Source organism: Natronocalculus amylovorans, assembly GCF_023638035.1.
GTDB classification, from domain to species: domain Archaea; phylum Halobacteriota; class Halobacteria; order Halobacteriales; family Haloferacaceae; genus Natronocalculus; species Natronocalculus amylovorans.
Window position 1 is genome coordinate 58,014 of record NZ_JAKRVX010000005.1, and the last position, 23,325, is coordinate 81,338.

20 protein-coding genes and 2 pseudogenes are annotated in these 23,325 nt (G+C 52.0%); 8 read left to right on the forward strand and 14 right to left on the reverse strand.

The genetic code is table 11. From position 1 onward, the window contains the following. Positions 1–3: 3 nt before the first annotated feature. Entirely contained in the window at positions 4–1,347 is a 1,344-nt protein-coding gene (locus AArcSt2_RS12235; RefSeq protein ID WP_250585004.1) for an alkaline phosphatase family protein, read from the reverse strand. Positions 1,348–1,469: 122 nt separating this feature from the next. On the opposite strand from AArcSt2_RS12235, the gene AArcSt2_RS12240 reads away from it, so the two are divergent. The 5 genes from AArcSt2_RS12240 to AArcSt2_RS12260 all read left to right on the forward strand — a co-directional run bounded on the left by AArcSt2_RS12240 (position 1,470) and on the right by AArcSt2_RS12260 (position 5,564). Further along, complete coding sequence (locus AArcSt2_RS12240; protein WP_250585176.1) at positions 1,470–1,910, forward strand: DUF5788 family protein; 441 nt, start codon at positions 1,470–1,472, stop codon at positions 1,908–1,910. A 2-nt stretch (positions 1,911–1,912) separates the two neighbouring features. Next, the gene (gene polX / locus AArcSt2_RS12245; RefSeq protein WP_250585006.1) at positions 1,913–3,661 is read left to right on the forward strand and encodes a DNA polymerase/3'-5' exonuclease PolX; all 1,749 of its coding nucleotides are present in this window, start codon (positions 1,913–1,915) and stop codon (positions 3,659–3,661) included. Beyond that, complete coding sequence (locus AArcSt2_RS12250; protein WP_250585008.1) at positions 3,661–4,032, forward strand: DUF5615 family PIN-like protein; 372 nt, start codon at positions 3,661–3,663, stop codon at positions 4,030–4,032. The genes polX and AArcSt2_RS12250 overlap by 1 nt, the downstream gene beginning before the upstream one ends. A 70-nt stretch (positions 4,033–4,102) precedes the next feature. Continuing rightward, complete coding sequence (locus AArcSt2_RS12255) at positions 4,103–4,264, forward strand: hypothetical protein (RefSeq protein ID WP_174653310.1); 162 nt, start codon at positions 4,103–4,105, stop codon at positions 4,262–4,264. Then, on the forward strand, positions 4,239–5,564 hold the full coding sequence (locus tag AArcSt2_RS12260) for an RNA-guided endonuclease TnpB family protein (protein WP_250585010.1): 1,326 nt from the start codon (positions 4,239–4,241) through the stop codon (positions 5,562–5,564). Before AArcSt2_RS12255 ends, AArcSt2_RS12260 begins: the two co-directional genes overlap by 26 nt. 253 nt (positions 5,565–5,817) lie before the next feature. On the opposite strand, the gene AArcSt2_RS12265 is transcribed toward AArcSt2_RS12260, so the two are convergent. Beyond that, positions 5,818–7,209, reverse strand: a complete 1,392-nt coding sequence (locus AArcSt2_RS12265; protein WP_174654700.1) for an ATP-binding protein — start codon at positions 7,207–7,209, stop codon at positions 5,818–5,820. 343 nt (positions 7,210–7,552) lie between these two features. Here AArcSt2_RS12265 and AArcSt2_RS12270 point away from each other — a divergent pair, with 343 nt between their 5' ends. The 3 genes from AArcSt2_RS12270 (at position 7,553) to AArcSt2_RS12280 (ending at position 12,495) form a co-directional block, all read left to right on the forward strand. After that, entirely contained in the window at positions 7,553–9,664 is a 2,112-nt protein-coding gene (locus tag AArcSt2_RS12270) for a restriction endonuclease (protein ID WP_250585012.1), read from the forward strand. A 331-nt stretch (positions 9,665–9,995) separates the two neighbouring features. After that, entirely contained in the window at positions 9,996–11,948 is a 1,953-nt protein-coding gene (locus AArcSt2_RS12275) for a hypothetical protein (RefSeq protein WP_250585014.1), read from the forward strand. A 331-nt stretch (positions 11,949–12,279) separates the two neighbouring features. Further along, on the forward strand, positions 12,280–12,495 hold the full coding sequence (locus tag AArcSt2_RS12280; RefSeq protein ID WP_250585016.1) for a DUF6199 family natural product biosynthesis protein: 216 nt from the start codon (positions 12,280–12,282) through the stop codon (positions 12,493–12,495). 510 nt (positions 12,496–13,005) lie between these two features. Here the strand turns inward: AArcSt2_RS12280 and AArcSt2_RS12285 are convergent. The 12 genes and pseudogenes from AArcSt2_RS12285 to AArcSt2_RS12335 all read right to left on the reverse strand — a co-directional run bounded on the left by AArcSt2_RS12285 (position 13,006) and on the right by AArcSt2_RS12335 (position 22,954). Next, positions 13,006–13,176 carry a hypothetical protein gene (locus tag AArcSt2_RS12285; RefSeq protein WP_250585018.1) on the reverse strand — a complete coding sequence of 57 codons (171 nt, stop codon included), beginning with the start codon at positions 13,174–13,176 and terminating at the stop codon, positions 13,006–13,008. Positions 13,177–13,480: 304 nt separating this feature from the next. After that, positions 13,481–13,906: a type VII toxin-antitoxin system HepT family RNase toxin gene (gene hepT, locus AArcSt2_RS12290; RefSeq protein WP_250585020.1), complete on the reverse strand. Its 426-nt coding sequence runs from the start codon at positions 13,904–13,906 to the stop codon at positions 13,481–13,483. Continuing rightward, positions 13,907–14,341, reverse strand: a complete 435-nt coding sequence (gene mntA, locus AArcSt2_RS12295; RefSeq protein ID WP_250585022.1) for a type VII toxin-antitoxin system MntA family adenylyltransferase antitoxin — start codon at positions 14,339–14,341, stop codon at positions 13,907–13,909. 398 nt (positions 14,342–14,739) lie between these two features. Further along, a complete protein-coding gene (locus tag AArcSt2_RS12300) occupies positions 14,740–15,063 on the reverse strand; it encodes a hypothetical protein (RefSeq protein ID WP_250585024.1) in 324 nt (107 codons plus the stop codon). Positions 15,064–15,299: 236 nt separating this feature from the next. Continuing rightward, positions 15,300–15,530 (reverse strand): annotated as a pseudogene (locus AArcSt2_RS16760) (type II toxin-antitoxin system VapC family toxin); the annotation flags it as partial. Then, a pseudogene (locus AArcSt2_RS12305) lies at positions 15,527–15,799 on the reverse strand (hypothetical protein). The pseudogenes AArcSt2_RS16760 and AArcSt2_RS12305, both read right to left, overlap by 4 nt. Before the next feature lie 89 nt (positions 15,800–15,888). Then, positions 15,889–16,620 (reverse strand): hypothetical protein, encoded by a 732-nt coding sequence (locus AArcSt2_RS12310; RefSeq protein WP_250585028.1) that lies wholly within the window; start codon positions 16,618–16,620, stop codon positions 15,889–15,891. A 566-nt stretch (positions 16,621–17,186) separates the two neighbouring features. Next, positions 17,187–17,897, reverse strand: coding sequence for an NAD(P)/FAD-dependent oxidoreductase (locus tag AArcSt2_RS12315; RefSeq protein ID WP_250585030.1), 711 nt, complete (start codon positions 17,895–17,897; stop codon positions 17,187–17,189). Positions 17,898–17,946: 49 nt separating this feature from the next. Beyond that, entirely contained in the window at positions 17,947–19,632 is a 1,686-nt protein-coding gene (locus tag AArcSt2_RS12320; RefSeq protein ID WP_250585032.1) for an ABC transporter ATP-binding protein, read from the reverse strand. Further along, the gene (gene nikC / locus AArcSt2_RS12325; RefSeq protein WP_250585034.1) at positions 19,629–20,507 is read right to left on the reverse strand and encodes a nickel transporter permease; all 879 of its coding nucleotides are present in this window, start codon (positions 20,505–20,507) and stop codon (positions 19,629–19,631) included. Before nikC ends, AArcSt2_RS12320 begins: the two co-directional genes overlap by 4 nt. Positions 20,508–20,541: 34 nt before the next feature. Continuing rightward, positions 20,542–21,483, reverse strand: a complete 942-nt coding sequence (gene nikB / locus AArcSt2_RS12330; protein WP_250585036.1) for a nickel ABC transporter permease — start codon at positions 21,481–21,483, stop codon at positions 20,542–20,544. Position 21,484: 1 nt separating this feature from the next. Next, a complete protein-coding gene (locus tag AArcSt2_RS12335) occupies positions 21,485–22,954 on the reverse strand; it encodes an ABC transporter substrate-binding protein (protein WP_250585038.1) in 1,470 nt (489 codons plus the stop codon). Between the last annotated feature and the right edge of the window lie 371 nt (positions 22,955–23,325).

Consider the following 23,325-nt stretch of genomic DNA (forward strand, 5'->3'; position numbering starts at 1 on the left):
GATTTAAATAAGGCTTGCACCATCGAACTCGGTTCGTTTGTGTTCGATATCCAGTAGCTCCAAGATAGTCGGTGCGATATCGAGTAGGTCAGCGTCAACAACAGCCGCGTCCGGATCGTCAATCAACAGTGTTGCGTTGTCGAAGCTATGCATTCCGTTTCGTGGTCCAGTCCCAAACACGTCTTCATGGCCCCGGAAGCCGGATTTTAGATCAAAGCCGTTGTTTGGAATTGCGACGAGATCAGGTGCGATTGCATCATGCGCTCCACGGAAGGCCGCCTCTTTTTCAACGACACGCTCGCAGACCGGGGTTCCGTCCGGACCAGTTAGCGCTTCAATCTCTTCTTTGAGCTCAGCACGAACAGACTCATACTCGTCTTCTGGGACCGACCCACGCGGTTCACGACCTTCGAGGTTAATATAGAATCGGCCAGGGATCAACGAGTATGCACGAGTGTCGTCGCTAATATCGCCCAGCTCTTGATGCTCGTCTCCCGTGTACGAGAGCCAACCGTTCTCTTCCAACCATGTGTTGCAGTGGACTTCATAATTGAGCGAGGTAAATCCATGGTCAGAAGCAACAATTAGCGTCACATCATCCGGCAACATCGACCGCAGTTCGCCAATATATTCGTCAAGCTGTCGATAGAAATCCATAAACAACTCCTTGTTTGGTCCGTCCTGTTCGTAGTCTTTGAACAAGAAATGGTTGACTCGATCGGTGGTCATAAACACGCCAAAGAACAGATCCCAGTCATCGGCTGCAAAGTAATGTTTGAAGGTTTCAAAACGGCGTGTAAGCGTCTTGTGTGCGTGCTTCATAAACTCCGATTTATCCTCCTTATGGCCGAGCTTTGCGTTGACATCAATGATGTAGCCAAGCTCATCCAGCGTTGATTGGAGCTCATCGGGGTAGGATGCTTTTTCAACGCTTGGGGAGAGAAATCCCGAGACCATTCGTTGAATATTTCGCTGTGGCGGGAATGTGACAGGGACATTAAATACGCTTGCGTTTCGTCCATCCTCAGTCACCCGATCCCAGACGCGCGTCGCTTGCACATCACGTCCCATCGGGACATATGTGTCGTATGAGCCAACTTCTCGATCCTGAAATCCGTAGACTCCGGTTTCGCCAGGGTTGACACCGGTTGTAAGCGCAGGCCAGCACGCGCTTGACTCTGGCGGAACGATGCTGTCAATCTTGCCACCTGCACCTTCACTCGCGATCGCAGACATGTTTGGAAACGCTGACTGATTTTCAGAGAGCAGACTGAACGGCACACCGTCGATACCAAGAAAGGCGACTCGCGGGGCATTGTCGCCGCGAAGTCGATCAAACAGACCCATGTTATCAGATACTGTCGATTCACATAAGTAGTTTCAGTTTCAGGGAGATACTCGTCGGAATCGTTGACAGAGTAATTGGTGCTTGCCGAAGGAGCAAAGTGCGAACCGATCGAAAGACACCTGTGAAAGAGTATCAGCGGAAACAGCTTCTCGAACGGGTCAACCGGGATAGTGCAACGGTGGGTGTCACGCTCCCGGAAGCGATCGAGATTCAAGGCGAGGAGATCAACCTCCGTGAGTTCGTCTTCGAAATTAAGCGGCGAGATACCATTCCACCAGGCGAACGTGAACGAGTCGATCACGCAAAACGAAATCTTCGGCGCGAGCGGATCGAGCGCCTCTCACTTATTGACGAAAACGAAGTCAGTTATGGGGAGGGTGAAACGATCGCCGAAGCGATCATTGGGATCGATCGTGCACTCAATGCACTTGAGCAGCTTGGTCCGGCTAACCTCGAGCAGGAGGCAAAGAAACAAGAAGCAGTTGACACGAAACGGTGGATGAGCTTCCTCAAAAAGGCATTGGGTGATGACAAAATGAGCGGAACACGGGGTCGAATGTAAGTATGAGCCGAAACGACGAAATCGCAACACAGCTGGAAACGTTTGCCGATCTATTGGAAGCAACCGGTGTTTCGTACAAGCCAAATGCGTATCGACGGGCTGCCGAAAATATCAGAGACTATCCACAAGCGATCGAACAACTCGCCGCGACCGGCGAAGATGCGGTTGGAGAGATCGACCGGGTTGGCGACGCAATCAGCGCGAAAGTTGTCGAGTATTTTGAGACTGGAGCGATCGAAGAGCTTGAAACGCTCAAAACGGAGCTCCCTGTGGATATGGCAGGGCTCACTGCGGTAGAAGGGGTCGGACCGAAAACCGTTGGCACCCTCTATGACGCGCTTGGGATTACGACCATTGAAGAGCTCGAAACGGCCGCAGAGGCAGGTGAGATACAGGAAATACGAGGATTTGGTGCAAAGACGGAGTCAAACATTCTCGAGAATATACCGTTTGCCAAGCAGTCACAGGAGCGCGAACGACTTGGTGATGCACGCCCAGTTGCAGACAAACTTCTCACGTACCTCAAAGAGAACGAGCACGTTGAGAAAGCCGAAGTTGCAGGCTCCATCCGACGATGGGAAGACACGATCGGTGATGTAGACGTGCTTGTTGGAAGCGACGATAGCGAAGCGGTTGTTGCGTATTTTACCGAGTGGCCAACTGCGGATTCAGTGATCGAAGCCGGGACAAGCAAATCAAGCGTCCGGGCGGATGGCGTTCGAGTCGATCTTCGAGTGGTTGTCCCCGACGAGTACGGCGCAGCGTTACAGTATTTTACCGGGAGCAAAGAACACAACGTTCATCTTCGGAATGTCGCGATCGATCGCGGGCTCAAACTCAACGAATACGGTATCTTTGACGTGTCTGCTGTTTCGGAAGCGGAAGACAGCCAACGTGCAGGCGTTCGGCTCGGTGGAGCGACGGAAGCAGAGATGTATGGTGCGTTAGATATGCCGGTCGTTCCACCGGAGCTACGAGAAGACACTGGCGAAATTGAGGCCGCGCTTGACGGCTCACTTCCCAATCTTGTCGCGGTTGATGAGGTGTTGGGAGACTGCCATACGCACACAGACTGGTCCGATGGCCGGTATTCGATCGAAGAGATGGTCACCGCTGCGGCCGATCGTGGATACGAATTCCACTGTGTGACTGACCATGCAACAGGGCCGGGCATTGTCGGCGGTGTTGGTCTCTCAGATGAGACGTTAGAAGAACAGCGTGCAGAGATCGAAGCGCTCAACGATACTGCCGAAATCGAAGTGTTTGCCGGGGTCGAGACGAATATCACTGAAGATGGTGGTGTCAGTACGGGTGATGATATCCTCTCGGAGTTAGACATTGTTGTCGCATCACCACACAGCGCGCTCAGCGGAGGTACCGAGACAGTGACCGATCGGCTCTGTCAGGTTATCGAACATCCATCAGTGGATATTATCGGCCACCCGACTGGGCGACTAATCAACAGCCGAGAAGGCCTCAATATTGATTTTGTCCGACTCGCCAGACACGCAGCAGAACACGACACTGCACTTGAGGTGAACGCAAACCCAGCGCGGCTTGACCTGCACGGTGATGCAGTCCGCGCAGCTGTTGACGCAGATGCACCAATCTCCATCAACACGGACGCACATGGTCCCGGTTCCTTCGAGTATCTTCGATACGGTGTCTACACGGCTCGTCGCGGGTGGGCCGAGGGTACAGACGTTATTAACTGCCTCCCTCCGTCCGAACTTCGATCGTTCCTCCATTGATGACAGACTCACCGCGACAGCAACACCGATTTGTGGTCGATGCCATGTGTGGCAAGCTGGCACGCTATCTCCGAATGTGTGGCTACGATACCGTATCTGTCCATGACGAGGGGTTGGAGGCGGACAAAGAGATACAACAGTTTGCGATCGAAACGGGTCGGACACTCCTCACCCGCGATCGATCGCTTGCGACAGATGAGCAATACAGTGTTGTGCTCCTGACCGATCGTGGCGTGCTTGGACAGCTACAGACACTCCGTGAGCACAATACTGTACTCTCGCTTCCAGAGACGCCTGCGGTGTGCAGCGTCTGCAACGGAACGGTTGGCCCATCTTCCTGCAAGGAGGGAATCCGACAATGGCTGAACTAACCACGTTCTGACAGCCAGCCCGAATGCCGACCGTTAGCTTTAACTTACATAGAAACTTACGCTTAGGCGAATGAGAGCCGACTTCGATATGGATCGAGGCGGGCCACTTCACGAGGCCGTGAAGCAATACGCCCGCGATAACGGGATACGCCACTCACGAGCGTACCCCGAACTCCTCCGCAAAGCACTCGAATCTGAAGGCTACGATGTCAACGACTCAGACGGCGAATAAGACGCTGGAAGCCACGTTCGCACCACCCACGCGGTGCAAAGAGCAACGCCTCCAGCAAACGCTGTCCGAATACCGAGACGCACTCAACGACGCCTTCGAGCAAGACTGTACGACGATGAGTGCCACGAACGACGTGGTGACGCCGTACAACCTACCGTACCAAGCGAAAGACGCTCTCAAATCCTACGTCCCGAAACTCCACAACACGTACAACGCCAACGAGTTGGGCGACGAACACCCGCTCAGGTTCGTGAACCGAGCCGGGAAGTTCGACCGCGACACCTCGCGTGAGTACGAAATCTGTTGGAACGTTCCGCAACCCGGTCGCGGAACCAACTTCTGGATTCCACTCCGACCGAACCCCGAACAGCAAGAATTGTGGGACGAGATGCTCGATGACGAGTCGAGTACCAAGGTGGGCGAACTTCGGTTGCAGAAACACCGGAAGATGTGGACGCTCCACGTCACCGTTGAATACGAAATCGAGGACACCTCCGAACTTCCCGAGAACCCGACTCGGGTTGGATTCGATATTGGCGAGTCGATGTTGGTCACGGGCTGTGCCCTCCAACACGACACTCCCACGAAACCCCTTCTCATCACCGGGAAAGAGGCCAAACAAATCCGCAAGGAGATGTTCACGACACTCAAGCGACTCCAAGAGCGAGACGCCTCCGAGTGGCGTATCGAGGAGCGATTCTCGTACTACCAGAACCGGCTCACGGACATCATCGAGAAGGCGTCTCGGGAATCTGTGGAGTACGCCCGTCAGTTTGAGAACCCCGTCATCGTGATGGAAGACTTGGCGTATATCCGTGAGTCGCTGGACTATGGGAAGTATATGAACCGTCGCCTGCACTCGTGGGCCTTTGCTCGGTTGCAGGGTCGTATCGAGGACAAGGCGAAGGACGCCGGTATTCCAGTTCGATACGTCCGCCCGCAGTACACCTCGAAGACGTGTCACTCGTGCAAGCACATCGGGTATCGACCTCGGCAAGCCGAGTTCAAGTGTAAGAATCCAGAGTGCCACGTATCGACGTTCCAAGCGGACATCAACGCGAGTGCGAACATCGCACGTCGCGTAGACCCGTGGGGAGAGAGCTTGCCGTGGAAACAGGCAGGCGATGACTCGCCACAGGACGGGAGCCGTTGTGACACGGCCACGACTCAGTGTGAGCAGAGCGAGACACCCTCGCAGATGACACTTACAACGTTTCGAGAGTCGAAACCTACAGCCAGCGTTCACGAGACTATGTCTCGTGGGCCAACCAGAACCTACGGTTCTGGTGACGACGACTGACTGGCATTCCCACCGTGTGGGAAGCCCCGTCGTTTACGACGGGGAGGATGTCACACCAGTGATTTCTGTTCTCGTGCTCTTCGATGTACTGTACCGAGGAATCGCCAGTCGTCAACAACCCCGGTCAAGCCCCGTGGCATCCGCCTTGTTATTCTGTGAACCAGCGAATGCCGAGACGAGCTCTCATCACTGACTCCGGGTATCGTCAAGCGTCGCTCAGTCCACAAAGCAGTCGACGTTCGTATAAAGTCAGTCAGTCAGTCGACAGGTGACCATTGATATCGGCGAGCGCAAACAGAGACCAGTTGTCTCCTATACGCTCTTCGAGGCCGTCGACAAATCCGCTTTTCGAGAACAGCACAAACTCCTCTGTTCGATCGTCGGGCCCCCATCGGACCTTTGGGGCCTTTGCCTGCAGATTATCTACGAGTGCCTCCCCAACTGGTTCTGAGGTCCATTTGCACTCGGCGAATAAAATTCGATTATCGGTCGGCGAGAGACCGACGATGTCGATCTCGTCTTCCCCGTACCACCACCGACCAACTTCCGAGTACGGTTCAAACGCTCCATTTCGAATGCCTTCCCAGACGACTTCCTGACACACATTCTCGAATGTACTCGCAACATGAGTCGGAAGGTCCGGTTCGATCGTTCCATCGTATACGATTTCAGGAGCCTCCTCAATGCTGGATCGGTTCGGCTCGACGTACCGGAACCAAAACCGGAGGAACTCATCAGCAACGTGGTAACGCGATCGTTTCGATTTTTTGCCCAAGGCAGTCACAGGAACTTCGCGATCGAGGAGCCGAAGACGCCGAAGCGTTTGGAGATATTTCGACAACGGACCAACATCGATCCCTGTCGCACCTGAAATCTCGTTTGGAGTCGTATGACCCAGTGCAACAGCTTCAAGAATACTCATATACCGGGCGGGATTCCGGAGTTCTGTCCGAAGAAGGAACTCCGGTTCGTTGTACAGCACTGCTGTCGGCGACAGGATTTGAGATCTTACGTTTTCGGCAATCGATCGGTCGTAATCGAAGAGGGTGAGGTACATTGGCGTCCCGCCAGTAATTGCGTAGGACCGAATCGAGTCTGCCATATTGTAGTCCATGACTTTTCGGGCCTGTTTGAACGAGAACGGTTGTACATCAAACTGTGCAGTTCGTCGACCATACAACGGACTCTCGTGGCCCAGAACCTCAGACTCCATAGTGCTCACACTCGATCCACAGAGAACCACCATTGAATTAGTGTCTTGGAGTTGCTCGTCGATGAATCCCTGCAGGTATGACGGGAGCGAATCGTTCTCGGCAACGAGATACGGGAATTCGTCGATTGCTACTACGAGATCTTCAGTGTCAAGTTTGTCTCCAAGATAGTCGAAGGCCTCGTCCCACCCGTCAATTCGGGGCATACGTTCGTCGAAGTAGCCTGCAACTTTGTCGACGAATTTCTCGCGTTGTCGATACTCGGCTTCTTGTGCGGCTAAAAAATAAATATGCGGTCGATCGGCACAGAATTCTTTGAGCAACGCAGTCTTCCCAACACGTCGCCTCCCGTATATAACAATGAAATCATGGCCTGGGGACTCGAAAGAACTATTGAGGGCCTCGAGTTCTTCAACCCGATTGTAAAAGGTCATACTCTAAGTAATCATTAGTACGATAATGACTTATAGATTGCGAGAGGAGGTACTCTATCGAAGTCAACTTCTTGAAGATCTGTTTAAGCACCAAAACCAGTTCAGCGCGCTATATGGCGGTTCTCTTCGAGCTAAAGACTGGTCACTGGTGAGTCTACTGATCAACCGAAAGCCCATTTGTCCAACAAGTTATAAGATGAGAAACCCATAACCTAACAATACACTAACGTATGTGGGACAAACAGAGTGCTCTTGAGGCGAGGAGTCAACAGAGGGTGACACCAGCGTGAAACGCTTTCTTCGATATTACCTCTACCGTGAACTGTACCGGTGGATTCGCAATGTGGGAAAAGACACTAATTCCGGCCCTTCACAGTCGCAGGCTTCTACACAATCCGATCGCCAAGGTACACCAGACTCCACAAATACACCTCCATTTGAGGAGGGGCCTGTCGAAAGCACCGAGCAGTTGAAAACCGTGTTGCAGCAGATGGACCCCTACGAGTTCGAACATTTCGTTGCTGACCTCTGGGAGCGTATGGGGTGGGAAACGGAAGTCTCCAGTGCATCGATGGACGAAGGTGTCGATGTCGTTGCTCGAAAAAGTCACCCATATGACCAACTGACACTCATTCAGGCAAAACGATACGGACCGAACACGACAGTCGGTTCTCCGGATATTCAGCAGTACGCAAGTCTTGGACAGCAATACAACGGTGTAGACAAAGTGGTGATCGTAACCACAAATGAGTTCACTGGACAAGCTCGCGATCTCGCTAGCCGACTCAATGTGAAACTCATCAATGGAGATGATCTTGTCTCACTTCTCGTAGAATATGATGCGCTCGATCTCTTCGTTGAGTACTTCGACTTCATTACGCCTGCAGATAACGACTCTGAGCAATCGGACGAGCCACCAGACGCAGATCCGGGTGTCGCTAAGACGAACCGAGAATCAAATACTGATACGAGCCGATCGGAGCCGGCTCCATCCACACGCTGGCAGAAAGCCATCCTCGCGTCGATACCCGGCTGGTTTATTGGGTTCTTTGGAGTCACTGTTCTCCCCGAGTCATTGTGGGCGATCATCTTCTTTACCGTGTGGCTTGGGCTTCCGATCGCACTCTTTTTTGATGCAAGAGCCCTCCGAAGGCGAGGCGATTGGCCGAAGTATTGGTGGGCATACGTTTTGACATCACTCATCTGGCTGTTTGCAATCATTCCTGCTGGTGTCTACTTGTGGCGGCGAAGGAGCGTCGATCTCGGAGAAACGAGTGGAAATTCACCGACGGAGACCGCCACAGTCCAGTCCGAGGAGTCTACACATAGACAAGAAAGCAGCGAGAATGCTACCGAATCAAATTCTGAAACGAGTAGTGAGTCGGTGTCTCAAGACGGGAGAGTAACAGTACAGAGACAAAGCAATGCTCCCGAGCATCCCAACGAAACCGGGTTGATGAGTTTCGAATATAACGGAGAGCAGTACCACACACAGACTGTTACCTCACCCAACAGTGCTTACACGGCAGCCTGGCAAGATGGTCGATCCGGTGAAGGTAACGACGATCCGCAGCACGGCCGCGTTTTTCTCTTCGAAGATGATGAATTATCTTTTACCACCAAAATTGCCCGCCCAAATGCAGCTGCAGTAGCTAAAAACGGGATTGTGTCTGTTGTTGATTGGCAGTTCGGTTGGGGAGAAACCCGGTCCGGAACGCTCCACGTTTTTAATCGTAGTGGTCATCCACTCGTAAAACACGACTTCGATTCGAATCTTGGACCAACTGCCATCACGTCTGATGGAGAGTACGCTGCAACGAGCACGTACAACCCGGATTGCAGTACATATATTTTCCACGTCGACACTGGTGAACAGGTCATTCGACACGAAAACAAGCATGGGAACGTCCAGGATCTCGAATTTATCGATCGGGATGGTAGCATAATGCTGCGCCTTGGTTCTACTGAGGGAGACTCCACGTACGGTATTGACCTCGGTGGGCATATTGTCTGGAAGAGTGATAGTTTGAAACAGCGAGATCGATTAGATGCGCTTTTGGAAAGAAGTACCACGGAGAGCTTAGATGAAGCACGTGAGACTTTGCAGAAAGCATTGGATCTTGCATCCAAAGAGTACGAACAGCGAAATGTAGTGCAACAATTAGCGGATACACATTGGCAACTTGCTACAACAATTAAAAAAGAAGAGGGAGTGACAGACGAGTGGTGGATGCACCTCGATCGTGCTGCTCAGTATTACCGTCAGAGCTTACCTCGATATGCTGGCAAGCAAGGCTTAGCAAAAGTCAAACGCAAGCAGGGTACTCAGCATCTCAACGATGGCAACGAAACAGATGCACGCAACTGTTTCGAGGAGATTGCTTCTCTCGAGAAACAGTATGACGTTCAGCTGCTCACGGATACTGATAAGCGTCGATTGACAGAATTAGCATAACCAGTATTTTCCAGCTACGCTCTTGTGACGTGAACCTCCTCGGGGTCAAGCCGCGAGATGATTCACTACTGTACCAATTGACATCCTCCCGCGCCTAAAGGCGCGGGTATTCTCCTTGAAATTCTATAAGTCTCAACAACTGTAAACGTTCGACTGCGTACCAATTCTTTGGTGAATGCTGTGGGAATTGTTATAATGGACAAAATATTCCGATCGATTAGCCTGTCGCCGAACCTCACAGAGCAAATAAGTATATTTCAACGAAAATAATATTGATATAAATATTAATCTTCAATGAGTTTTATACGTGTCTGTTGAATAGAGATCTATTATGAAGAAGAATAACAGTTATCTTAAACATACAGATGCGTCAAAAGATCATCTAGATCCCAATCAAAAAGAGACGACCTCAACTCAGACGATCGAAAAAAAGCAAGCTAAAAATTCGGTAGATGCTGCAAGCGACGAAGCAAGAGGTAGAACCATACAGTTCAATACACACCCAAGTAAAAACGAGAATCCCGAACGACACCTGAATTTGAACAACTTTCTAGCAAGTAAAAACCATGGGGACCAACTTCCAAGTGATGAGGTAACTGATCAGAAAATCCTTAAATTTCAAGACTTTTGTTATGGAGAACTGGACATCGATCCAACGGATTTCTCTATTAGAGAGAAGTATGTTAGGTTGCTCTATTTTTATTTCGCTCGTGGACTTGGCGTGAATGAGACGATCAGATATCTTAGAGAGCATCCAGATCTGTTCGGTTCGATTGGTGTTCAAAAAACCATAAACGCAGGGATGCTATCAAGAAAGAAAAACAAAGTCACTCCGGAAGAAAAAAATAAAATAGAGCTTGTTGCAAAGCACGCTGTAGGTTCAATCCATAGGAATGGATGGTCTTCAGAACACTTTGCAGAAACCCATGGACTTTCGTTTGATGATACTGATTTCACAAGGACCGAGCGACCAATAGAACAAGAGGCTCTCAAAAACATTGTTCAAGAATATATTGATACCGTAATCTGCTCAACGCTTACATTCAACAGAGCTAGCAATTCCAGTAAGGAATTTAAATATATAATTGGCACCCTGATTTGTACTGCATTATATAATTCTGCACCCGATAAAATCAAAGACACAGTTGATTATCAACATGACAGATCAAAAATTCCGACTGGCGGATATATATACGACTTGATAAAGTCGCTTGATTGGGGCCCAATTGATCCAAAACAAAAGACCCTCTCTGGCGAGGCCGTTGAATACAAAGCGTATCCTACGGAACTCATTGAGCAGGCAGATCAAGCTTTTAAAGAATCCATCAAGTTCGCGAACAAGTACGGTGTCACAAAAGAAAAACATCATTTGTCTTGTGATGGTACTGTTATAGAGAGCACAGCCGGTTACGAGGGAGAGACGGAAAATGATCCTCGAATAGATAACAAAAAGTCAAAATTTGATACAAGCGAAAGTAAAAGCGGTTGGGGATATAACGTGGTCGGCACCACGGGAAAGGGCCTCAATTTAGTTACAAACATTAGGCCGGTATTGTACAACACTAGCTATCTCTCGGAGATCTCGATTGAGCAGTTGAAACATTTTGAAACGATACCTGATATAGAGAGAGGTACGATAGTTTTCGACCGTCAATATTACAGAGGTGAGCTAGTTGAAGGCCTTCGTAATATGAAGCGAACATCCACTACCAATAACGAAAGTATCGATTGGATCATTGGTGCAAAGAGGAGCAAAAAGTCTGAACAACGAATAAATTCGGATTTAAATGATAAAGTACAAATGAGTCGTTTAGACTTTGCTGATGTAGAAAAGGATGTCTGGCTACTTGCCTATCCGCTCACAGACAATACAGATTCAGATGAGAATGGTACTGGTACTAGTAGCAAACAGTTGTCAATCGAAGGCGGTGAATCAGGCTCACAATCGCGAAAACCAATTGCTTCGAACCCAAAGAGATCAAGCAAATCCCACCTACTACTCATAACTGATAATAAACTATCAGAGAATGAGGTACATAAGGCGTTCGCCCTGTATCGAAAACGGGGTGGAATAGAGGCAGTCATACGTGGAGTGAAAAATAACATGCCAGAGGGACAGCCAAAAGATGCCGCATGTCGATACTATTTCATGATCCTTGGCGGTTTGCTCTACAATTTGAGACAGATCGTCAACGGGGCTATTTTGAACGAAGGCGTAGACCTCAAAACGAATTCGACTCAAATATTAAATGTGGCCGCCAACTGTTGCTTTGATGATGAGTGAATGCTGTCGACTCAACCGAGAGCACATTCTCGGTAATGGCCAGAACTCACTTACACCTATCTGGCTTTGTTGAAATGCTTCAGCTTTGACAAAAACCGGGTGCGGAGTACAACGCGCATATCTCGCACGGAAAGTTTGCAGAAGTTCGTTTGTCCGGGTCGGTCTATACAGAGGGTTAGAGCAATATGTTATTCATCGTTTACTTCACGAGAAATCTATTGTACCAGTCATTCAGTAGCCGTGCTAAGTGTATGATTGATGTTCGCAGCGCTCGGCCTGTGTCTCTCAGATGGAGCAAAAATTTTTGACGGATAGACACCGTCTTGTAAATATGTCAACCCTCCTGGCTGTCTTCTTTTTTGGTCTCGGTTTGATCTGCTTCCTCCAACCAGAATGGTCTCTCCAGATGAACCGAGAAATAAAAGCGTTTGGAACGAACAAAGACGCCGATGAAATTGAGTTCGCTAATTGGTGGTTCTATTTCGAATACGTCTTTGGTATTCTCAGTTTCCTCATTGGGTTTGTCATACTGTTCGGCGTGATCTGACGACTCATTATTTTCACCAAAGCTCGTTTGGCGCTGGGTTCCTCCTTTATATTGAGCTACTACTGTTCGTCGTAGTTCGCCCCGTCTTCATGTCACAGCTATATTCCAAATATAATGGTCCCTTCAACGAAGGTGGGGCGGATGAATATATTCACCGTGCTGGATATATCCTCTATACTTAGCACAAACACAAAAACATATCAGTCTCTAAGGATTTCAACAGGACTACCTCTCTTTTTTCAAGACGAGAATCCCGCCGTTCACGAGAGCAGTGCTCTCGTTCGCACATCAGAACATGTGTGTTCTGATTGGTCAATAAGACCACGATAGCATTTTTCAAAAGTTCGTTGCTGCGTTGACGAACTGAGTCTCTTCCTTTGAGTCGTCTAAGAGTTCGATAACTGAACAAGTATGATAGTGGTACGCTTCGAACTCGACGATATCAATGGTACTCACTACTAATACCAAAGACTCACGCACAGAGGGTGGCACCCTATGAGCCAGCTCGATCTATCTTGGGATGTAGTTGATGAATGGTGGCTCCGGTACACCAGTGGTCTCACCGGCGAGCTCGTCGAGTTGCATGATGTCTTGCGCGAACTGAATGAGCAATGGGAGGCGAGCGCGTGCCCGTTCGATGTTGACCCACTCGCGATCAACTGGACGACTGACATCCCGCAATCAGGGCCGTTACGAACCAATCAGGAAGAAAACTGGTCCCGCTGGCTTGCCCAGCTGATCAGAGATTCCATGGGGGCGTTCACAACAGCGGTGTTCGGCACTGAGCTCGATCCGCAGGCGCTGCAAGTTCGATGTGAAAAGGCATTCCAGGATGAGCAGCTTCACGACCGGCGCGTCGACAGTATCGCCCAGAGCGTGGCACTCCCATCGGCGTGTCGGGTCGTAAACGTAAATTCCCAAACCAGCGTAACGGGCGTGGGAAGCCCACGACTTCAGTCGTGCGGAGGATGTCACGTGTCCCGATTCATTCTAATTCCTGATACCACTGTGCGATCTCCTGCTGAAATTGGTCGAACCAATATAGGTCGTCGTGTAATACACCATACACAATATCATGGTTTACGTCACCATAACGGTGGGCGAGGATATTTCGAAAGCCAACCGCTTCTTCTACTTGCTCTTGAACCTCTGGTGAGAGTATACCTGCAATCCCAAGTGACTCGATCTCATTTTTTGCAGTTCCACTTGGCGAAAGGCCCTCCGAAGCACGAATATGCTGGGCAAGGTCAATACAGGATTGAATTAGGTTCATAAATGTTCGCTCAACGGCTCGTTGGACGATGATATCATCAACATACTGCTGTTTTGACATACCCCGAATCTGCTTCAGATCGTTCGTATACTCGTTGATATATCGAAGTTTGTCAATGACAATATTATCATCAACCATTTATATATCACCACGAGCCAACCGATCGATAAATTCTCGCTGTTCTCGCTCTCGCTTGCTCGCATCCGCATCATATTTGGTGTCAATTTGGCGTTTGTATGTGGCGATTTTTTCTGAATCACCAACAAGACGAATCCCGTCTCGGAGCGCAGCGTACGCAACATGCGTTGGGAGTGACTCGATATCACTCACGTCAACAAATCCGTCCGCATATACCTGGAGGTCTGCATCGATACGGTTACGTCGCCGAAACCGATTGGCATCGGATAGCTCGTCTGGGAACTGAAGTGCGATATCGACATCCGATGACTCATCTGCCACTCCTCTTGCATGTGATCCAAACAACACTGCGAAGCTGACCTCGGTTTGATTGAGGTAGGTTTGAATCCCATCAAGATCGATTGTTTCGAAAGAGGGATGGTCAGATTTGGACATACTAGTACTTCACGCTCCTTGCTAATATATTTCAGGCGGTATCGCAGCTCTGGCGACAATCGCCATCGTACTGACGGTGTTGATATTCATGACCACGCGTACCATTTGACATCCTTCACACGACTAAAATCGTGGGCTCTTTCCTCGATGTTCTGTAAGCAGTGGCTCGAAGCGAGTAGTATCTGTTGACGCGTTGATTAGCTAGTGAGGTTTTATATGCGTTATGCGTTTACGCATTCGCAAACGTGTATGTATATTAAATGAGTGGCTCTGTTGAAATCATCTCCTTCAGACACGTTCTTGTTTGAAACAGTTGGTCACTGAGATATGCTCATTGGCCGATCAGAATTCTACCAGATCCAAATGGTATCCTGAGTGGCGTGCAAGATGCACAGCGCCTATTTGCCGAAATGGTTTTTAAGCTCATTTATGTATTTGTCCCCAATTCGATACTTTGCAAGCCCACGACTCTCATCTGCCCAACGTACGTCAATTATATCACGACTAAATTTCTTGCTGTATCGCTTCGTTAAATGTCCTTGGTGGCTCGCTATAGCCCCACTCTCATCAGGGACATTGAGTCCATGGGAGTCTCTCATTCGTTGCCGAACATCATCACCCATAACCCACTCCCCTTCAGCTTCAAGTAGCACCTGAATGAGCGCTTCCTTTTTTGGAGAAATCCAATCAAAAAAGTCGTCTGGTAGGGTATTTCGGGTCATACACTTCTCTATGTGAATAGAATAAATAAAAATCACGGATGGATGTAATAGCTACTTAATCACCCTCAACTTGCTGCTGACTACATCCTCTGTATCTTGCACGCTGCTACTGACATGCCGTGGAGAGGTCGTCGTTCGACATCGGTGCGTTGATCGCCTTTACTGACCGCGGGGAGGACAATATCAGTCACTTTCTAAGGATTGCAACAGAGCCCTCCAAGATCAACAAATTAATGGAAAGAATTTGTTAGTTGATGTTCACCGCGGATTCGACTGGCAACGGTGTTCGCAGCCTCGAACGACCCTGTTCGAGCACGCGTAAGCGTCACCGTTTCGTCAAAGATGTAGTCGTTCGTGTACGGCTGTCCGTACTCTCCATTGAGCAGCGCATCGAACGCATGGTTGTGTCGATCCGCATCCGTATCGTGATGTGTGAAGAAAACGCCAGTGTCGACGAATACACTCAGTACAGCACGTCGTCGATATCGTCTTCGGTCGTCGTGACGCCTGACGATACCATCCCATCGTGAAATTTCTCACGATCGGAGTCAGCGAGTGGAGCCCGCTCTTCGCGGAAGGAGTCGATGAGGTCGGATTTCGACTCGATCGCACGCTCGACGAGCCGGGCAAGGATCTCCTGCGGGGTCACTCATGTCCCCGTTTCGAGTCGAATCTCGGCCTGTAACCGTTCGATACGAGACTGGGTATCGTCGTCTATCTTCACCGACGTTGTCATATATCTGGTAGAATATAGTACCGAGTAAATCTTTATACAGAATATGCTGATGTGTTCACTGTTTGTTGCATACATTCTCTATTTAGTCGTCAGTGCGCCAGCACGTGTCCATCGTGACACCGGCAGTTACACTCAAAATAGGCCGCACTGTACCCCGCACATTCGAACGAGCTAATGAGCGACTCGGCGTCAGCTTGCTCATCAACTTCGACGTTGACGATCGAGCGCTCACCGCGTTCGAGCGCCTTGAGTGCGCACTCGAGGTCTTGACGCTCGGGCTGGAGGCTTTCGATGAGTAGTGCCTCAACTGTCCATTCAGGAAGCTCCGGCACGCGCCCATCGGCGATTGCCGTCGAAACCTCCTCGTCATCGTAAAAGTACTCGGCGATCTCCGGCCCGTCGGACGTTCGGAGTCGATCCCTCGCCGACTCGCGAAATTGATTAACTACAAGGAAGCAGTTGATATCGTGTTGGTTCGCAAAGCGCTCGTATGTCTCGGCGCGCTCAAGTGTCGCAGGCGTTGCGACAATAAACACCGTATCCAGTTGGTCGGCTCGCGTTTCGATCGCTTTCGTCCCTGATGGGCAGTCTTCGACCGTCCACTCAATCCCAAAGCCATTGTCGGTGCTCGTCTCGTGGTCGGTCACCAGTTGTGTTGCCTCACCGATCACCCGAACATTGGTTCGTTCGGCCAGTCGATTCGCGACGAGCGCGGCGATTGTTGTCTTTCCAGCGTCGCGATCGCCGACAAACGCGATGTAACGCGCCCCAGATCCATGCTCTTTCTCAGCTGCCTCGATCTCTGTTAACTTTGTTGACACAGTTATTATTAATCTATACCTACTCGATAATCAAAGTTGTTATTTTAATACTTAAGATTAATAATTTTCCGTTCTCTAATCAGAGAATTCCGTCGGACACCACGCTGTGCACGGCGTCCTCAGAATGCAAGCATTCTGATGGGCATCGCAAAATGGAGGTTTGCTCAGCGGGCGTGAACCCGACAATTACTCGACAACCCATGTTTGGCGGTAGTAGGGATATTTAATCGATAGCGTATCGTAGCATGGTCTACACCAAGGTGGTTCCACCGCCTATTTAAATACACAATATCGAGTCTTCGAGGTCCAGAACGTCCGAGACACCCTGTCGGAATAGGAGCAACGGCAGTGTAGTGGTTCGAGAGACGGAATCTCGCTTTATTACGAAACTCTTCGATTTTCGAACGACCCCACCACCGGTCTGTCATGACGACAGATCGTAAACCATCGAATATCCTAACCCAGTGGTGCGGTGCCGTAGGAAGCCTCATCATCAGAACAGATGTGTTCTGATTGGCCAACGAGAAGCTCAGCGTCTTGTGGCATCATTTACGCTGAGGAGGAGATCACGACTCCTCGGTAAACCATTCTCGCATCCACGCTCGACCACACTTGGCACGCAAGCGTCGCTCTTCGTGTGAGATCTCTTCGACACCGACCGGAATATCCTTGCCGTACCCCTCGTAGTATCCCGCTGGCGCGATCCAATCGTTGTAGAACTCTGGAATTAGTTTGGAGATTAGGTTCAATGCAACTCGAGCACCGTCTCCGGCGCTTACGAGTGCCTGATGGGGCGTCCCAGTAATACGACCGGCGGCGTAGAGTCCGTCGACGTTCGTTCGACCCTGCGGGTCGGTGATAATCTCGTCGACAGGCCCGTCTTCTTCCTGCTCGGTTTCGACCCCCAGTTCTTCGAGGTAGTTGCTTTTGGACCACGAGGCGGCGAGAACGGTTCGCGTAGGAATCGGGCCTTCGTCGAGGATCACGTCGAACCCGTCCTTGGTTCTGCTAACTGTCTTGACGGTCGTTTCTCGAATGGTACACGGTGTTTGTGCGACGTGTGCCTGCATGATATCACGGAGGTCTCGCGGTTCAATCCCCAGCGGAAAGCCGAGGTAGTTTTCCACGTAGGCACACTTCTGAAGCGTCGAGCGACCGTTCTTGAGCTGTAGCGCTCGAAGGCCAGCGCGGGCCAAGAACAGACTGGCTGCACAGCCTGCGGGTCCACCACCGACTATGACGACGTGGTATCCCTCGTCATCTGGCGGATCGATCACTGGTTCATTCGCCGTTCTGTTCGTCGATTCTGGTGCGGTACAAGTTGATTCAGTCTGGTTCGTCAATGTCATGTGTGCTGTGTGTCTGGGTATTGAGGTGAGCTCCATCGAGCGTCGCGTCGATCAGCATCCGCGTTTCGACATGTGTCGGTTCGGTAAACAGTGCGTTCGTAGACCCACCGTCAACGATTCGGCCGTCAGCGAGCACGAGCGTTCGATCGGACAGTCGGCGGGCGATGTCAAAGTCGTGCGTCACAATCAACATGGATCGGCCGTCCCGCCGACCGAGTCGCTCGAACAATGAGCAGAGACGATGAGTCGTCACCGTATCGAGCGCGCTCGTCGCCTCGTCGAGAACCAGCAGTTCCGGTTCGAGTGCGAGCGCACGAGCCACGGCGATCCGCTGGGCTTCGCCGCCGGAGAGTTCGCGCGGGTATCGGTTCTGGTACCCTTCGAGTCCCACCTGCTTGAGCAGCTCCATGACCCGCGGTTGGCGGCAGGGTCGTTCCCAGCCGGCTCCGAAAAGCGGTTCGGCGATACTTTGGGCGACGGTACGCCGCGGGTCGAGACTCGATCGAGGAGATTGAAACACGTAGCCGACCGCTGCCTGTAGCTCCTGTCGGCGTTCAGTCACTGGACCGACCGACTCACCGTGTATCTGAACCGTCCCACTGGACGGCGTCTCGAGTCCGGCGATCAGTCGGGCCGCCGTCGTCTTGCCGGCACCGGACCGCCCGACGAGAGCAACACACTCCCCTGTCCGGAGGGCAAGCGACGCATCTATGAGCGCGTCAGTTGTGGTCCCGTGTCCGAGAAGTCGGGAGACGATCGAACCGTCGCGGTACCGCTTGGTCACGTTCTCGAGTTCGGCAACGATCGAGTCGCACGAGCTACGCGAGTCAAGAGTCGCTTGTGATCCACCGTCGGCAGCCCACGGACTGGATTGGCGAGCACTAACGAGCGTCGAGGCATATGGATGCGTCGGGTTCGAGAACAATCGGTTAGTGGAATTCTGGTCGACGAGTTCACCCTTGCGCATGACGAGTGTCCGGTCACAACAGTACTCGACGACATCTAGGTCATGGGTAATGAGCAAGACGGTGAGGTCCCGTTCGCTCGCAACCTGTTCGAGCGTCTCAAGCACACGGGCTTGCGTGACCGCGTCGAGCGAGCTCGTGGGCTCGTCGAGCACGAGCAGGTCGGGTTCGCCTGCGAGGGCGACCGCCAGCAGCGCCCGCTGTTTCTGGCCGCCAGAGCACTCGTGCGGGTATCGGTCTGCAAGCTCCGGCTCGAGATCGACGTCCAGAAGTAGGCTCTCAACGTGCGATTCGTGTCGTCGCCGCCACCGTCGCCGTTTCCCGTCGACGCTCTCGGCGATCTGTTCACCGAGGGTGTATGCAGGGTGGAGAGCATCACCGCCGTTCTGGAACGCTAGCCCAACTCGCCGCTGTCGGATCCGTCGAAGTGTCGACTCATCCGCTTCGACGAGCTCCGTGCTACCGATTCGAATCGATCCTGACGGCTCACCGGCGAGACCAACGAGCGCGAGTCCAAGTGTCGACTTACCGGCACCTGATTCGCCCACCAAGCCGACGAATGTCCCTTGATCGAGGCTGAATGAAACATTCTTGACAGCTACTGTGTCCCCGTAGCGAACGGTGAGGTTCTCGACACTGACGGCCGATCGCTTGTCGTGACGGTCGGCAGATGCCGGGTTACTTTCGTCAGTCGTCATCGGTTCACCCTCGTCGGATCCGTATCGAGTGAGTCGCGGAGTCCGTCGCCAAGCAGGTTGAACCCGAGGACGACGACAGCGATCGCGACCCCGGGCACGTTGACCAACCACGGTGCTGATCGGAGGTAATCAGAGCCATCCGCAACCATCGTCCCCCACTCCGGTGTTGGCGGCTGTGCACCCAATCCGAGAAAGGAGAGACCCGCTGCAGCGAGGACGACACCGCCAAGATCGAGCGTCGAAAGCACCACAACGGGACCAGCGACGTTCGGCACGAAGTGCGTCCAGACCAGTCGTATGCGGGAGACACCTGCGAGTTTCGCAGCGTCAACGAATGGCTCTTCCCGAACGGAAAGCACCGAACTTCTGACGACGCGGGCGTAGCTGCCCCAACCGACGACCACCAGTGCTAGGAGAACATTGCGAAGACTCGGCCCGAGAATACCGGCGATAACGAGCGCCAGAACGATTCCGGGGAATGCGAGGAGGAAATCGACGACGCGCATCAACACCTCGTCGACGAGTCCGCCGAACAGTCCGGCCAACAGTCCGACGACGAAACCGATAATAAGTCTGATAAGGGTGATCGACACAGCCATGGCGAGGGTAATCCTCGCACCATAGACTAGCCTCGACAAGACGTCTCGACCAAGGGGGTCCGTTCCGAGGGGATGAGCCATCGATGGCGGTTGGAGACGGTTCGAAAGCGCACCGGCGTTAGGATCGCCGACCAGCACCGGGCCAGCGATAGCAACTAGCGTGACAAGTGCAATGACGATCCCGCCAGCGAGACTCGCGGGATTGTTCCTAAGTGCAGTGAGTAAATTCGATCGTCTGATGCTTTCGAATCGACCCGGGTCGGAGAGTGTGTTCATGGATCAGCCTCTGTCGTGGGTGTGTTCGCGTCAGTCATGCACTCGCCTCCAGATCGATTCGCGGATCGAGGTACCGATACGAGAGGTCGACGAGGAAGTTCGTCACCACGAATAATACAGCGGTCACCAGCACAACTCCCTGTACGACCGGATAGTCTCGGGCGAAGACTGCGTCGACGAGAAGCGTTCCCAGCCCCGGTCGATTGAAGACGGCTTCCACGATTACCGCACCGTTTAGGACGTAGGCAAATTGGAGCCCAATGACGGTGACAACCGGGATAAGGGCGCTTCGAAGTGCGTGTCGATAAACGACAACTCGCTCGTACAATCCCTTCGATCGTGCCGTTCTCACATACGGTTCCTCGAGCGTCTCGAGCAGCGACGCGCGTAGTAGCCGGGTAATGACCGCGGCTAGTCCAGTCCCAAGCGTCACTGCTGGTAAAACGAGGTGTGCAGCGCTTCCTGCCCCCGACGTCGGAATGGCGTTGAGTGGCAGTGCAACGAGGATAATCAGCAGGTATCCAAACCAGAAGTTGGGGACCGAAACCCCGAAGAGTGCCCCGGCCTGGCTGATATAATCGAGGGAGGTCTGGCGATACACCGCGCTGACGATGCCCGCCGGAACGGAGATAACGAGCGCGACGATCATCGCGGCAACAGCGAGTTCGATCGTCGCCGGGAGGTGAGCTGCGATCAACTCGCGAACCGCCCGGCCGTGAAAGTATGACTGACCGAGATCGCCACTAACGGCATTGCCAAGCCAGTTTGCATACTGTACGTGGAACGGCTCCTCGAGGCCATGTTCCGCACGGAACTGACTGACCTCTTGATCGCTTGGTTGACTGTTGAGCCGCTCGCGGAGGATCGTCTCTGCGGGATCGCCCGGCGTAATTAATACCAGTGCGTAGGTGGCGAGACTCACTGAGCCGAGGACGACAGCCGAGCTCACGACGCGTTTCAACAAGTACCAACACATATTATTTTGACAGTGTCGTCCAGTCGGTCATGTGGGGAATGGCGTGGAGGTCGGGGCCGTCAACGTCCGCATCGGTTCCGATGACGTAATCTTTGTAATAGACCGGAATTGTCACCCCATCATCCATTACACGCTGTTGTACTTCGCGGTAAGCCTCGTGTTTGACATCTTCATCAAAAGCTGTATCACCCTGTTCGATGAGTTCGTCAACTTCTTCGCCGGGATTGACGACGCCGGTCCCCTCGCTCTCGTACTGGCCGACGTTGTCTCCGCCTTCGGAGTGATACATCACGTACACAAGGTAATCGGCAGCCCCATTTATTGATCCCAGTTCGACAAACGCGAGATCCGCCTCGCCTCCGGTGTACTCGCCGAAGAAGGCAGCTGACTCGACCTGTTCGATTGCAATTTCAATGCCAATTTCGTTGTATCGGCGCTGCATTTCCTGTGCGATGAGTTGTTGTTCGGACTGATTGCCATCGATGATAAATCGAAGTTCTTCACCGTCGTACTCCGATGTCTCGAGGAGCGCTCTAGCCTGATCCATATCCGTGTATTCCGGTAGTTCGTCGTGGGCAGACCACGGGATCACATTCGAGAATGGCGATCGTGCGGGCTCGCCAATCCCATCGAGTACCTCTTCGACAAGTTCGCGCTGATCGACCGCGTACTGCAGGGCCTTCCTGAGATCGGGGTCGCTCGTCACCTCACGGTAGCGATTCACCATTACCATCCCAGTTCGAGGTTCCGTCTCGGTTCGAATCTTCAGATCGTCGTTTCTGGCGAGCTCACCGTAGCTCCCGCGAGGGAGGTCTAGTGCCACGTCAGTCTCTCCAGACTCAAGGCGAAGTGACCGCGTCTGGGGATCGGAGACGCCCTCGAAGATGAGCTGTGTTTCCGGGACGGCCCTCCAGTAGTCGTCGAATCCTACTGCCTCAACAGGCTCGCCAGAGGTTACGCTTTCTGCAGCGTATGGGCCGGTTCCCACCGGATCATCCGCGTCTGGATGTTGAATACTTAGCAGCGGATGAGCGAGATTCCCGGGCGTCGCTGGTTCCGGCTGTGTCGTTTCGATCTCGAGGACATACTCGTCAACGGCCGTAAAACTGTCCGGCGTAAGGCGAGTAAAGCCGATGGGGCGAGCCTCGAGGATTGCTGACAGTGCGTCGCCAGCGAGCGACGCTGTCAGTTCGCTACCGTCGTGAAGTGTCACGTCATCGCGAATGGTGAAATGCCACGTCGTCTCGTCGACTACCTCCCAGCCTGTTGCCAGTCGTGGTTCAACCGACTGGAGGTCAGGTGGAGAGGCCGTCAGCGTTTCGTGGAATGGCGTGTAGTAGGGAACGACGCCACCGTACTCCCCCCAGTCACCGTCAGTCGGCTCGCTCGCCAGACTGATACGGATCGTCCCCTCGGTTGAATCGCCTGCTGTAAGGCAACCAGCAATCGATGCAAAACCAACACCCGCCATTCCCGATACCAGAGTCCGGCGCGATACCGTAGCACTATTTGATTTCTCTTCGCGGTCTCTGGGTGTCGTTAGATTGAACATTTGGGGTATACTTCTCACCTATTTCATAAAATAATATTGAATATTAATAAATATAGCTAATTCAAAATCTATAGATAATAACATACTGCACATGGTCTGCCCTGATGCAGCCAAAAAATTGTTTGGGTAGTGTTCAAAAGTGCACTGGCCGGTTGTTCCACCTTGGTAGTGTGTGAACTATTTCTGCCTACTTCAATCGCCTTTGGTCGCTCCTTGAGGGCGGGGACTTAGCCTGTAAGAGTTAAAAACAGGATTTTAACAGAGCCGCCTGAGTAATTGGGTGAAATGAT